At 66.1% G+C, this 12,207-nt stretch carries 12 protein-coding genes and 1 pseudogene; 4 read left to right on the plus strand and 9 right to left on the minus strand.

What is annotated here, in order from left to right:
• Window position 1: 1 nt before the first annotated feature.
• Genes NO363_RS01230 through NO363_RS01240 form a run of 3 tightly spaced genes read right to left on the minus strand, consistent with a single transcriptional unit; the run spans window position 2 to window position 5,066 of the window.
• Entirely contained in the window at window positions 2–1,063 is a 1,062-nt protein-coding gene (locus NO363_RS01230) for a phosphotransacetylase family protein (protein WP_256686258.1), read from the minus strand.
• Complete coding sequence (locus NO363_RS01235) at window positions 1,060–3,162, minus strand: acetate--CoA ligase family protein (protein WP_256686260.1); 2,103 nt, start codon at window positions 3,160–3,162, stop codon at window positions 1,060–1,062. The genes NO363_RS01230 and NO363_RS01235 overlap by 4 nt, the downstream gene beginning before the upstream one ends.
• Before the next feature lie 2 nt (window positions 3,163–3,164).
• Complete coding sequence (locus NO363_RS01240; protein ID WP_256686262.1) at window positions 3,165–5,066, minus strand: hypothetical protein; 1,902 nt, start codon at window positions 5,064–5,066, stop codon at window positions 3,165–3,167.
• 161 nt (window positions 5,067–5,227) lie between these two features.
• Here NO363_RS01240 and NO363_RS01245 point away from each other — a divergent pair, with 161 nt between their 5' ends.
• A complete protein-coding gene (locus NO363_RS01245) occupies window positions 5,228–5,356 on the plus strand; it encodes a hypothetical protein (protein WP_004053815.1) in 129 nt (42 codons plus the stop codon).
• Between the two features lie 13 nt (window positions 5,357–5,369).
• Here NO363_RS01245 and NO363_RS14140 read toward each other — a convergent pair.
• Window positions 5,370–5,584 (minus strand): annotated as a pseudogene (locus tag NO363_RS14140) (RNA-guided endonuclease TnpB family protein); the annotation flags it as partial.
• 132 nt (window positions 5,585–5,716) lie between these two features.
• Here NO363_RS14140 and NO363_RS01255 point away from each other — a divergent pair.
• Complete coding sequence (locus NO363_RS01255; protein ID WP_256686263.1) at window positions 5,717–7,063, plus strand: alkaline phosphatase family protein; 1,347 nt, start codon at window positions 5,717–5,719, stop codon at window positions 7,061–7,063.
• A 24-nt stretch (window positions 7,064–7,087) separates the two neighbouring features.
• Here NO363_RS01255 and NO363_RS01260 read toward each other — a convergent pair whose 3' ends face one another.
• The 4 genes from NO363_RS01260 to NO363_RS01275 all read right to left on the minus strand — a co-directional run bounded on the left by NO363_RS01260 (window position 7,088) and on the right by NO363_RS01275 (window position 9,681).
• Window positions 7,088–7,288, minus strand: a complete 201-nt coding sequence (locus tag NO363_RS01260) for a dodecin (protein ID WP_004053820.1) — start codon at window positions 7,286–7,288, stop codon at window positions 7,088–7,090.
• Window positions 7,289–7,359: 71 nt separating this feature from the next.
• Entirely contained in the window at window positions 7,360–8,028 is a 669-nt protein-coding gene (locus NO363_RS01265; protein WP_256686264.1) for a DUF2238 domain-containing protein, read from the minus strand.
• A complete protein-coding gene (locus NO363_RS01270; protein ID WP_256686265.1) occupies window positions 8,025–8,609 on the minus strand; it encodes a hypothetical protein in 585 nt (194 codons plus the stop codon). Before NO363_RS01270 ends, NO363_RS01265 begins: the two co-directional genes overlap by 4 nt.
• A 37-nt stretch (window positions 8,610–8,646) precedes the next feature.
• Window positions 8,647–9,681: a metal-dependent hydrolase gene (locus NO363_RS01275; protein WP_440939889.1), complete on the minus strand. Its 1,035-nt coding sequence runs from the start codon at window positions 9,679–9,681 to the stop codon at window positions 8,647–8,649.
• Window positions 9,682–9,752: 71 nt separating this feature from the next.
• Here NO363_RS01275 and NO363_RS01280 point away from each other — a divergent pair, with 71 nt between their 5' ends.
• A complete protein-coding gene (locus tag NO363_RS01280; RefSeq protein WP_256686268.1) occupies window positions 9,753–10,928 on the plus strand; it encodes a pyridoxal-phosphate-dependent aminotransferase family protein in 1,176 nt (391 codons plus the stop codon).
• On the opposite strand, the gene NO363_RS01285 is transcribed toward NO363_RS01280, so the two are convergent.
• On the minus strand, window positions 10,925–11,245 hold the full coding sequence (locus tag NO363_RS01285) for a DUF7116 family protein (protein WP_256686270.1): 321 nt from the start codon (window positions 11,243–11,245) through the stop codon (window positions 10,925–10,927). The genes NO363_RS01280 and NO363_RS01285 overlap by 4 nt on opposite strands.
• A gap of 245 nt (window positions 11,246–11,490) precedes the next feature.
• On the opposite strand from NO363_RS01285, the gene NO363_RS01290 reads away from it, so the two are divergent.
• Complete coding sequence (locus NO363_RS01290; RefSeq protein ID WP_256686272.1) at window positions 11,491–12,141, plus strand: helix-turn-helix domain-containing protein; 651 nt, start codon at window positions 11,491–11,493, stop codon at window positions 12,139–12,141.
• Window positions 12,142–12,207 lie beyond the last annotated feature (66 nt).

A 12,207-nucleotide genomic window follows, 5' to 3' on the forward strand; every position in this document is an offset into this window, starting at 1 on the left:
GTCACTCCCTGTCGAGTAGCCTGTCGACATCGAGACGATCGACGAGCAGCGACTGCATCCGTTCGATGGTGTCGGCGCTCCGTGCAGGGCCAGCAGCGATGGCGTCCTCGGCGCGGTCGACGGCCGTAATCGTGTCGGAGGGGACGCGGAGCACCGGCACGTTTGCCTTCTCAGCGCGGCCGAGAACCGCCTGTGGGGGGCTGTGACCGCCGGTGAGAAGCAGACAGGCGATGCCCGACGCCTGCAGCGCCGCGGTCTGTATCTCGGATCGATCGCCACCGGTGATCATCGCGGCCGAGCGCGTGCGACGGAACTGCCCGAGTGCGGCTTCGGATCCCATCGCGCCGACGGAAACCCGTTCGACGAGACCGTCGAGCGGGGTTTCGTCGGTGAGCACTCGTGCGCCGAGCTCGTCGGCGAGATCCGCCACCGTGATGCCCGCGAGCTCGCGCTGGTGGGGCACCACGCCGAGGATCGGTATTCCACGGTCTTCGAGGAAGGGGATGGCGTCGGTCGTCAGCTCGTCGTAGTTGTCGTCCGACACGCCGTTGAACAGCACGCCATCCACCTCGTCGAGCTGTCGGGTCGCCGCGAGCACGTCGTCGATATCGCCGGGCTCGTCGTAGTGGGCGATGAGAATCACCCGTGCGTCGAGCAGCTCCGCGACGTCCCGATCGGTGAGACCGATGATCCCGCCCGTCGAGAGTCGGCTGCCGCCCTCGATTACGATCAGCTCGTGATCGGCGGCGAGTTCGCGGTAGCTCTCGGTGACACGCTCGCGCAGCTCCGCCGGATCGGCCTGGCCACGCAGTGCCGTTTCGACGAGTGTCTGTGAGTAGACCACCGGCTCCAGGTCGTGCACTTCGGCATCGAGATCGAGCAGTTCGCCCGCGAGTAGCGGATCCTTGTCGAGTGTCTTGCCGACGTTGCTCTGGAGGCGCGTGCCCTTCGGTTTCATGTAGCCGGCGTCCACGTCGCGGTCGGCGGCGATCCGTGCGATCGCGAGTGCGATGGCCGTCTTGCCGGTGCCTTCGTCGGTCGTGGTGAATAGTATCGGGTTCATCGGTCGAGTTCCTCCGGGTCGATCGTCGCCGCGAGATCCACCGCCACGACGCCGTCCGGCGTGGCGACGAGTGGGTTGATGTCGAGTTCGAGAAGCGAGGGGAAATCGGTCACCAGCTGCGAGATGCGCTGGATCGTCTCGACGAGCGCCGCCTCGTCGACAGGATCGCGGCCCCGAGCGCCGCGAAGCAACGGCGCGGCATCGATCCCGTCGATCATGGCCGCCGCCATCGGTTCGCTCACGGGGGCGACCCTGATGGCAACGTCTTCGAGCGTTTCGACGAAGATCCCGCCGAGACCGAACAGGAGCAGGGGACCGAACTGCGGGTCGCGGTTCACGCCGACGATGGTCTCGGTACCGGCGTCGAGGTCGACCTGTTCCTGGAGTTGGACACCGAGCACGGTCGCGTTCGGCTGGTAGTTCTTCGCGCGAGCGACGAGATCCTCGTAGGTGTCCGCCACCGCGTCGTCGGGAACGCCGACACGGACGCCGCCGATGTCGGATTTGTGCTGGATATCCGGGCTGGCGACTTTCATGACGACGTCGCCGTCGATCTCGGCCGCACGGCGTTCGGCGTCGCTTGGCGTGTCGACGACGGCCCCTTCGGGCGTTGGAATCCCGTAGGCATCGAGCAGCTCCATCGCTTCGATGCCGAGCGCGTTCGAGGGACGGTCGGCCGCCCGCTCGATGATCTCCCGGGCGGCCGTCTCGTCGACGTCGAACGTCGTCGGGGCTGCGTACTCGCGGGTCGAGATCTCCCGATAGCGCGCGAGCGAGTCGAGACCCGTGACCGCTCGTGCCGGATCGAAATACGTCGGGATGCCCGCGTCGTCGAGGATTGACTGGGCCGCCTGTGTCGACTCGCCGCCCATCAGACAGGCGGCCACCGGGAGGCCGTGCTCGGCCTGTGTCGCAGTCGTGATCTCGGCGAGTTCCTCGAAGGAGAGCACGGCCGTCGGACAGGCGAGCACGAGCGCCGCACCGACGTTCGGATCGGCAAGCGCGACGTCGAGCGCGTCGCTGAAGCGCTCGGCCGCCGCATCGCCGATGACGTCGACCGGATTGTAGATGTTCGCTTCGTCGGGGAGGATCTCCGCGAACGAGTCGAGCGTGTCGTCGGTGAACGAGGCCAGCTCCAGCTGTGAGTCGCCGATCGCATCGGTCGCCAGCACGCCCGGCCCGCCGGCGTTCGTGATGACGGCAACCCCATCGCTCTCGGGGAGCGGCTGGCCGTCGAGCATGGTCGCGGCGTCGAACAGTTCCTCGACCGTCTCCGCACGGATGACGCCCGCCTGTTCGAGACCCGCCTCGTACGCGCGCTCGCTGCCGGCGATCGCTCCCGTGTGCGAGGAGGCTGCCTGCGCGCCAGCCTCTGTCCGACCGGATTTCACCACCACGATCGGCGTCTCCTGCGTTACCTCCCGGGCCGTCTCGATGAAGCCGCTGCCGTCGGCGATATCCTCCAGATAGCCGATAACGGCGCTCGTGTCGTCGCTCTCGCCCCACGCCGCGACGAAATCGCGCTCGTCGAGGACGGCTTTGTTGCCGAGTGACACCACGTCGCGAAAGCCGATATCGCGGTCGTTGGCCCAGTCGAGCACGGCGGTGATGAACGCACCCGACTGGCTCATGAACGATATCGAGCCGTCTCGAGCGCTCTCGGGACCGAACGTCGCGTTCATGTTTACCGCGGTGCTCATCACGCCGACGCTGTTCGGCCCGACGAGATTCAGCCCGTATTCGCTGGCCGTCTCCTGGAGGTCGCGCTCGCGTGTGGCTCCTTTGCTGCCGGTCTCGCCGAAGCCGGCCGTGAGCACGACGACGTTTTCGATACCGGCCTCCCCGGCGTCGCGGACGACGTCGACGGCGATGTCTGCCGGCACGACCACGACGGCGAGATCGACGGGATCGGGAACCGAGCCGAGATCGGGATAGCACGCGCGGTCGAACACCGTCTCCGTGCCCGGGTTGACGGGAACCACGTCACCGTCGAATTCGAGGAGGTTGGCCGTGACCGCCCGCCCAACCGACCCGTCGCGCTCGGTTGCACCGACGATGGCGACGCGCTCGGGGGCGAACAGGCCCGGGAGTTCACTCATCACTAGCGACCATTGGGACGCAGCATAAAGACACTAGTACATTCTGGGGCGGCTCTGATGACGACCGTTCCGTTCTCCCTCGTTGCTTCGACCGAAAGGCGGTCGTACGGTGGCCGCAGTTCGTGATGGCCGACCAGTTCGACCGCCCTGTTCTGCGGTGGCTCCTGGAGCTCGAACCACGCCTCGAACGAGTACGACTGGAGCCGTTTGACCGACGTCGTGTGGGGTGGATCGGCACTGCCGGTCGTCGGCTGGGCGAGCAGGCGGACTGGCGCGTTGGCCGCTGTTCCGTCGAGTTCGTCCTTGAGCCCGGTGAGAAGCTGCTGGTTCAATTGGCCTGCGGCGTTCCAATCACCATTCGATACGATGAGGGGAGACGTCACGACGAGCGGGAGAACCAACGATACTGTGAGCACGAGGAGTGCGACGGTCGCATCGATGCGGGCCGTCCTCGACCGAATCGCAGCGGCGACCGCTTCGGCGGCAGTGAGCCCGAGCAAACTCAGGGCGGCCATTGCCGGGACGAGACAGAGATAGCCGGTTTGGATCTGATCGTCGATCCGCAACGGATCGCCGATGCCAGCACCGGTCGCCAGCAGCAGTCCGGGGACGATCACCGACCAGCTGGCGAAGAACACGAGATGGGTCCGCATCGACGAGTTGAGGGTCCGACAGCCGCGGATCGCCGCCAGTAGCCCTGCCATACAGCCGACGATGAACAGCGAATCGACGAGATAGCCGATCGCGATGGCCGACTCGGTCGGGTCGAACGGCAGCACGGTTTCCATGGCGGGAGCCAGCAGGTGTACCCCGAGCATCCCCTCGACGGCGACACTGGCGACGACCAGCGCCACCAGTCCGACTGTGTCGAGACCGCGACGCCGGGCGTACCGAACGAGTGCGAGGCCGATGGCCGCACCGCCGAGCACCGCCACGAGGAGTACCGATCGCGGGAGAGCGGTGAGGACGCTCTCCACGACGTCCGTCGGCTGGAACACCCATCGAAGATATTTGAGCGGGACGAACAGGATGGCGAGTCCCGGTCCCGACGCAGCACTGGCGCGGTAGCCGCCAACCCCACCGAGAACGACGAGCCGAACGAGGGCGTAGGCGACGGTCACCGCCACGAACGGGACCGTTCCCGTCACGGCCCGCCGGAGGGTTGATCGCCACTCGTCGATCCCTCGATAGAGGACGAGCCACATGAAGATCATCCCCGGAAGGGCGACTGCCGGCTCCTTCGTTCCGAGGGCCGCTGCATACGCACCGAGCGCCCCGACAAGCAGCCGGCGGGAGTTCGCGCGACGGCTACGGATGAACAGGAGGAATGCACCGAGAACGAAAACCGTCAGCAGCACGTCCTGGCGGCGGGCGATCGGCGGCACGACACCGGCCGTGAGCGGATGGATGGCGAAGAGGACCGCACCGAGATAGCCGACGGCGGGCCGGCGCGTGATCTCGGCGATGGTGACGGCAGCAAGCACCGCTGCGGTCCCGTGGAGCAGGAGGTTCGTGAGGTGATAGCCGGTCGGTGAGAGCCCCCAGACTGCGTATTCGAGCGTGTACGAGAGGCTCGACACCGGCCGGTAGAACAGCGCAGTATCGACGAAATCCGTGCCCGCCATCAACGGCTGTGTGAACAGTTCGGCGACGCCGCTCGGGCTCTGCACGCGACTGGTTTCGATCAGCGGCAGCGTATCGGTCGCGACGAACCAGTATTGAAGTGTTTCCGCGTGAGTGGCGATCGCAATGGCGAAGACGACGAGCAGCCACAGCGAGCGACTGTCGCGCAGGACGGCCCACAACCGCGACCGTCGAATCACGATCGACGTCTCCGAGCCAGCCGGTTCTGACGCGGGGAGATACTCACCGCCATTCGAGAAGCGCTTCGAGAGCGGGTACATAAATGGCTTCGATGGGGAAGCTCCGTGGTTCGTGTGCGGCGAACAGCGTCGGAAAATTACGATAATCGTTCAGGATATTCCTCGTAGTTATCCGGTGTTCCCCACGAATGTGTTGGAATTATGGGTAGTCTTTTGCGTACGTGGCCGGTAGTGCTGGTGTGATGGCAGCGAAACGAACCACGGTCGCGTTGGATCATCCCACGGTGGTCCCCGACAGCGCCGACGACGAGCACGAGCAGCATATCGTGCGCTGTCCGGCCTGTGGCCGGCCGCTGGCCGACCACGAGTGACATCCTCCCCACCCTACCGCTCGCCTGACGGCTTACGCTTGAGGGTGGGGCTTCCTGTTTCCGTGACGTGGTTTGCAGCGACCGACTGAAAGGCGGTCGCCGTAGGGACCACGGTCTCCGCAGGCGTTGATTCGGCAGTGCCCATGCCTATATCCGTTTTTCGACACCGCGTTGGAGGACGTTCCACGCGGCGTTCTCATCTCGGTCGGCGGTGAAGCCACACGCCGGTGGTAGATACGCTTAAGCCTATCGCTCGTGGTCCAGTTAGCTGACACGCCGAAATCTCGGAAGGTCAGCGCCTGAAATTAGATAAGGAGATCGAAACGAATCTTCTTTGTGCGCGCCCGAACTGACCCACTCATGGGACTGTTCGACCGCCTCACTGGCGACGACGCTCCGCGGGTTGCCTTCTTCGGCATCGACGGGGTTCCGTACAGCCTGATCGAAGACAACCCCGACGTCTTCGAGAACCTCACCGCGATCGCCGAGGAGGGCAGCGCCGGCCCGATGGATTCGATCGTACCGCCCGAATCGAGCGCCTGCTGGCCCGCGCTCACGACGGGTGTCAACCCCGGGGAGACGGGAGTGTACGGCTTCCAGGACCGCGAGATCGGCTCCTATGACACCTACGTGCCGATGGGTCGTGACGTGCAGGCGACCCGCGTCTGGGATCGCGTCGAAGAGGAGGGCCGCGACGCCACCGTGATGAACGTGCCCGTCACGTTCCCGCCCCAGCGCGACGTCCAGCGGATGGTCTCGGGCTTTCTCTCGCCGGGTGTCGACGAGGCTGCCTACCCCGACGAACTGCGCGAGACGCTCAACGGGACCGGCTACCGGATCGACAACAACGCGAAGCTCGGCCACGACGACGACAAGACCGACTTCGTCGAGGACGCCCACGCGACTCTCGACGGCCGTTTCGAGGGGTTCTCCCACTACATCGAGCAGGACGACTGGGACCTCTTCTTCGGCGTGTTCATGACGACCGATCGAGTGAACCACTTCCTGTTCAAACACTACGAGGAGGACGGCGAGTACAAAGAGGAGTTCCTCGACATCTACAGCAAAGTCGACGACTACCTCGGCCGTCTGCGCGAGATGCTGCCCGAGGACGTGACGATGGTCGTCGCCGCCGATCACGGCTTCACCAGCCTCGACCACGAGGTCCACTTCAACGAATGGCTCCAGCGCGAGGGCTGGCTCTCGTACGGCGAGGACGATCACGACAGCCTCGCGGACATCTCCGAGGACACCGAGGCATACGCGTTCATCCCCGGACGGTTCTACATCAATCTCGAAGGACGCGAGCCACGCGGCGCAGTGGCCGAAGAGGACTACGAGGACAAGCGCACCGAACTGAAGAAAGCCCTCGAAACGCTCGAAGGCCCCGACGGTCGGAAGGTCTGCGAGCGCGTCGTCGAGAAGGGCGACGCCTTCCGGGGCGCGCACGACGACATCGCCCCCGATCTCGTGGCGATCCCGAACCACGGTTTCGACCTCAAAGCGGGCTTTTCGGGCCACGACGAGGTCTTCGACACCGGTCCGCGCAACGGGATGCACAGCTTCGACAACGCCACGCTGCTCGTCGACGACCCGACCGCCCGGATCGGCGGCGACACCGACCTCTTCGACGTCGCGCCGACGCTGCTCGATCTCATGGAGATCGACTACGACCGCAGCGAGTTCGACGGTGCGAGCCTCGCCTGAGCGGAAAAATCTAGAACTGAACCGCTATTCGTCGAGTTCGAAGGCGATCTCGACTTCGGCCTGATACTCGCGACCGTCGACTTCGGCGATCTCGACGCCAAGGTTCTCGGTCGTCGCCCATTTGACGTTGTTGAGCGTGTCCTCGGCGCGGTCGACGGCATCGTCGACGGCCGCCTCGAACCCGTCGTCGCTCGTTCCGATCATCGTGATTTTCTTGTAGACCATCGCGGCATGCGCTTCAGCCGGTAGGAGTATAAAACCCCACTTCGCGGCCCTTCTCACTCGGTTGTGGACGGCTATCCGGTCTCGCGTTCGCGGGTGTCGAGCCGTGCGACGATGGCATCGACGACGCCACTCAGTCGTGCGCCGCCCCAGATGGCGACGACGGCCGCGCCGATCGTATCGAAGATGAGGTCGAGCATCGTGTCTTCGAGCCCGTACTGGGTGAGGACAGTGCCCGAGCCGATCAGCGCCGAGAGCGAGCTGACGGTGAACTCGATGACCTCCCAGAGAACGCCGAAGGCGAGCACGAACAGAAAGATGAACACGACCATGAACTCCGAGGGAAAGGAGACCTCCTCGCTGTGGACGTCGAGCGCGCGGGCGGCCGCGTAGCCGACGGCGGCGACGACCGACGCCGACAGCCCGTGGGTGAGATGGTCGTACCACCACAGCGACTGGTAGGGCGACAGCGACGTCCAGGGCAGGCCGACGCCGCCGAAGGCGTGCAGGAAGACCGCGGCCGTGATCCAGAGCGTCAGCCCCGCGTCCATCGGGATGCCGTAATCACGCTGGAGTATTCCGGGCAGTCGCGTCACCCCGAGCGCGAGCAGCGTATTGACGATGACGGTCGTGTTGCCCTGCAGGAGGCCGAGAACGAACATGCCGACGAGGCCGACCTCCATCGCGCGCGTGAGCTGGCGCTGGCGGCGTTCGGAGATACCGAGCCGATCGCGCAGCCTCATCGAGCCACCTCGGGCAGCCGTTCGGGCGGCAGTCGCCGACGGACGTACCCTTCGAAGAAGAGGCCGGCACCGACGCCGGCGACCGTCGAGGCGACGAACTCCCACATCAGCGCGTCCTCCGAGCCGAGAAAGCCGGTGCCGAGATAGAGATCGGCGACCCAGCGGATGACCGCCCAGCCGCCCGCGGCCGCGAGCGTCGCGATCACGACGAAGCCGACGGCGAAGCGATAGCTCATCTCCACGGACGTGAACAGATGGAGTTCAACCGCGACGATGAGCGCGAGCGCCGCCACCGCGAGATAGGTCGCAACCCCGCTGACTGGGGGACTGAACGCACGCGCGAGCGTCGGCAGGGCTGCGAGGGCGAGCACCTCCCAGGGAACCATCACCAGCGCTGAGCGGAGCGCGACGGCCGGCAGCACCGAGAGCACGACGATGCTCGCGGCGAAGATCGCCCAGAGCAGCCGGCCGCGAACCAGCGAGACGACCGCGACGACGGCGACGAACGCGACGAAGGTCCAGGCGAGCAGGGCGTTGGCCCGCTTGCTTTCGAGGAGTCGGTCGAGCTCCGCGCGTGACATGGCTCGCCTTCGTCGGCGGGGGACTTCATCCCTCCCCTCAGAGCACGAGATAGACGGCGGCGTAGGCGATCGACGCGAGCGTCACCGCCGCCAGCCCGGTGAGTGTGGCCGTCAACACGCTCTCGCCGTCGAGCGCTCGTCGGGATCGACGGAGGCGGCGGACGAGCGGGGCCGGCCCGACGGCACCAACCGCGAGCACGCTGAAGACGAACTCGTAGGACGAATCGACCGTCGGCGCGGGCACCGCGAGCGCGGCCACCGCGTAGGCGACCCCGAGCGTCGCGCGCCCGTGAATGTAGCTCGTCGGGCTGCGGTCGGTGAGCTCGCAGTAGACGATCGCCGCGAGCCAGATGGTGAGCAGTTCGAGCCAGAACGAGCCGAGCAGATGCAGCGTCGGATCGGCGGTGAGGACGATACGCTCGCTCACGAGCCGAGTGGCGAACGGGTAGAGCATGTGTGGCGGTTCGCCGGTGAACAGATCGCCGAACGGATGGCTGATGAAGCCGATCAGCGCCGTCAACAGTATCGCTTTCGGCCCGAGATCGCCGTAGTGCGCACCGAGTTCGGCGATCGCGAGGCTCGTGAGCGCGAACGCGGCCATCACGAGCGCGCCGAGTGGCCCGCTCACGACGCCGGCGACCGCGACCAGCCCGCCGAGCGCGACCAGTGCGCCACCGCTCTCGGCGTTCAACAGCGAGCGGAGACGCTCGCTGTTCGGCGGCGACTCGTCGCTCCCGTCGCTTGCTGCTTCGCTCCGTGCACGACTCCAGAACCAGAGCGCGACGGCCACGACCGTGCCGACGACCAGCGAGTGGGTCACGGCGCGGTGGACGAGGTTGCCGGCCGACCAGAAGCTCTCGGCGGCGTCGGCGACACCGCTGGCCGAGGCCAGCCCGACCGGCGCGTAGAGGATGTCGACGTCGGGGGCGGTGGCGAACGCGCCCGCCGACGCGCCGAGGGCCAACGAGCGCTTGCGCGAGCAGCCGACCAGGCGCGCTCCGCCCGCGACGGTCGCGAACGCACCCAGTGCGTGGCCGACGAACATACCGCTGCTGACGGCCGGGACGGGCATAAACCGTTCGTGGTGGGATCGTCAGCATCACGAAACGAACGGCATTTCAACGCTGCCCGAATCACCCCGGTATGGAACGACCCGCGGTGGGTGAACTCACCCCGCCCAACCGAACGCTGATGGGTCCCGGCCCGAGCGACGTCCACCCGCGCGTTCGCCGCGCGATGGCCACGCCGCTCGTCGGTCATCTCGACCCCGCGTTCGTCGATCTGATGGACGAAGTCCAGGACCTCCTCCGATACGTCTTCCGGACCGACAACGAGTGGACGATCCCGATCAGTGGGACCGGCTCGGCGGCGATGGAGGCCGCCATCGCGAACCTCACCGAACCGGGCGACACGGTCGTGGTCCCCGGCAACGGCTACTTCGGCGGGCGGATGGCGTCGATGGTCGAGCGGGTCGGCGGCGAGACCGTGACGGTCGACGCCCCGTGGGGCGAACCGCTCGATATCGACGACGTGCGTGCGGCCTTCGACGCTCACGATCCCGACCTGCTGGCGTTCGTCCACGGCGAGACGAGCACCGGTGTGCTCCAGCCCGACGTGCCGGCGCTCACCGAACTCGCCCACGACAACGACGCGCTCACCATCGTCGACGCGGTGACGACGTTCGGTGGCGTCGAGCTCAAAGTCGACGAGTGGGAGGTCGACGCGGCGTACTCGGCCGCCCAGAAGTGTCTCTCCGCGCCGCCGGGGGCGAGCCCGCTCACGCTCGGCGAGCAGGCGATGGCGAAGATCGAAGGGCGTGAATCGTCGGTGAACTCCTGGTATCTCGATCTCACCGAGCTCACCGATTACTGGGGCGAGGAGCGTGCCTACCACCACACAGCGCCGATCACGAACGTCTACGCGCTGCGGGAGGCGCTGCGCCTCGCCGCCGAGGAAGGGATCGAAGCGCGCTGGGAGCGCCACGAACGCGTCGCGAACGGGCTCCGAGCCGGCATCGAGGCGATGGGCCTCGAACTCGCGAGCACGAGCTGGCTGCCGAGCCTGAACACCGTTCGCCTGCCCGCCGACGTCGAGGACGCGGACGTGACCGACGCGCTGCTCGACGGCTACGATATCGAGGTCGCAGGCGGGCTGGGCGATCTCTCCGGCGAGATCCTCCGGGTCGGCTGTATGGGCCATTCTGCGCGCCGCTCGAACGTGTTATCGGTTCTCGGCGCGCTCGGCGACGTTCTCGGCGAGAGCGACGGGATCGACGCCGACGCGGGACTCGCGGCGGCGCGAAAAGAGCTGTCGAACTAGGCGAGCAGCGTCGGCCCGAGCGACGGGTGGAGCACGTCGTACTCGCCCGTACCGTCGACACCGATGACTGCCCAGTCGTAGTCGGGTTTGGCGTCGAGCAGGCGGTCCCTGAGATCGTGGGCCGCGTCCATCCACGCGACGAAACAGCGAAGCTCGCCCGATTCGGGCAGTTCGGTCGCCTCGTCGGCGGCCGTGACGCGGACGACGCGCCACTTGCGTTCGGCTCTGAGCTCGCAGCCGCTGCCCGAGACGGTGTAGCCGAGTTCCGTGAATATCGACCGGGCCTCCTCGGACGGGGTTGTGGTAACAGTCCCCATTGGCAGAGAGGTACGCATGCCGACATCATAAACGTTCGTGCCAAACAATATCGTTGTTTTGACATTCCCTCCCACTAGAAGGGCGAGTTCCCCTCATCGGATCGCCCGACAGGAGTTTTCGTACTGTCGGGTGAGAGACCGTCGACGGCGCGTTCCGTGAGGCATATACCGCGGTTGATGATGAGGGTGGTACGGAGTGATCAGCGATCCTTCGCGTCGAATTCCGCACCGTCCCGACCGGTGTGATGGAAAAGCTCGGCTCTCGCGTCGACGGCGTCCGTAGCATCGAGCTCGACAACGCCTTCTACATCGAGGACGGGAAGTGGATCGAATCGCTCACCATATCCTCGACGACTGATTTCGATCCCCACGACGCCATCGCGGACATCTGGGGCGTGCGGATGTTCTACACGCACGAAATTCCGACCGGGCCGTCCGATATCGTCGTCCGTCGGCTCACGCTCGTCGCCAACGAGTCGTATCCGTTCATCCTCGGACTGGTGCTGCGCCGCGAGGCGATCCCGAACCGGATCGTTCTCCAGGGGAACGAGTTCGAGGCCGTCGTGACCGCGCGGAACTGGGAGTCGTTTCGGGCGCTCGCCGACGATCTCGAAGAATCACTGGGTGCGTTCGAGCTGCAGAGCGTGAGTCAAATAGAGAACCCCGGCGAGCCGCTGGACGGTGGCCGAATAACCGAGTTCGTCACGACGAAGCTCGCGGACGAACAGCTCGCGGTGCTCGAAACCGCCTACGAACTGGGCTATTTCGACGTTCCGCGAACGGCGTCGACGAACGAGATCGCCGAGGCGCTGGACGTCTCCCAGTCGACAGCCAGCGAGCGACTGCGGGTCGCAGAACGAAACCTCCTCGCGCTGCTCTACGGCTCACGCGAGTAGTAGCACGATCAGCAGATGCTGGCCGGTGCAAAGTACTGGTATATAAAGATCGGTCGTGACCGACGG

The organism is Halococcus qingdaonensis (assembly GCF_024508235.1).
In the GTDB taxonomy this organism is placed as follows: domain Archaea; phylum Halobacteriota; class Halobacteria; order Halobacteriales; family Halococcaceae; genus Halococcus; species Halococcus qingdaonensis.

Bases quoted from the DNA above. Each gene is read 5' to 3' on its own strand.
- NO363_RS01230 (WP_256686258.1), bottom strand. From the start codon at position 1,063: ATGAACCCGATACTATTCACCACGACCGACGAAGGCACCGGCAAGACG.
- NO363_RS01235 (WP_256686260.1), bottom strand. From the start codon at position 3,162: ATGAGTGAACTCCCGGGCCTGTTCGCCCCCGAGCGCGTCGCCATCGTC.
- NO363_RS01240 (WP_256686262.1), bottom strand. From the start codon at position 5,066: ATGTACCCGCTCTCGAAGCGCTTCTCGAATGGCGGTGAGTATCTCCCC.
- NO363_RS01245 (WP_004053815.1), top strand. From the start codon at position 5,228: ATGGCAGCGAAACGAACCACGGTCGCGTTGGATCATCCCACGGTGGTC.
- NO363_RS01255 (WP_256686263.1), top strand. From the start codon at position 5,717: ATGGGACTGTTCGACCGCCTCACTGGCGACGACGCTCCGCGGGTTGCC.
- NO363_RS01260 (WP_004053820.1), bottom strand. From the start codon at position 7,288: ATGGTCTACAAGAAAATCACGATGATCGGAACGAGCGACGACGGGTTC.
- NO363_RS01265 (WP_256686264.1), bottom strand. From the start codon at position 8,028: ATGAGGCTGCGCGATCGGCTCGGTATCTCCGAACGCCGCCAGCGCCAG.
- NO363_RS01270 (WP_256686265.1), bottom strand. From the start codon at position 8,609: ATGTCACGCGCGGAGCTCGACCGACTCCTCGAAAGCAAGCGGGCCAAC.
- NO363_RS01275 (WP_440939889.1), bottom strand. From the start codon at position 9,681: ATGCCCGTCCCGGCCGTCAGCAGCGGTATGTTCGTCGGCCACGCACTG.
- NO363_RS01280 (WP_256686268.1), top strand. From the start codon at position 9,753: ATGGAACGACCCGCGGTGGGTGAACTCACCCCGCCCAACCGAACGCTG.
- NO363_RS01285 (WP_256686270.1), bottom strand. From the start codon at position 11,245: ATGGGGACTGTTACCACAACCCCGTCCGAGGAGGCCCGGTCGATATTC.
- NO363_RS01290 (WP_256686272.1), top strand. From the start codon at position 11,491: ATGGAAAAGCTCGGCTCTCGCGTCGACGGCGTCCGTAGCATCGAGCTC.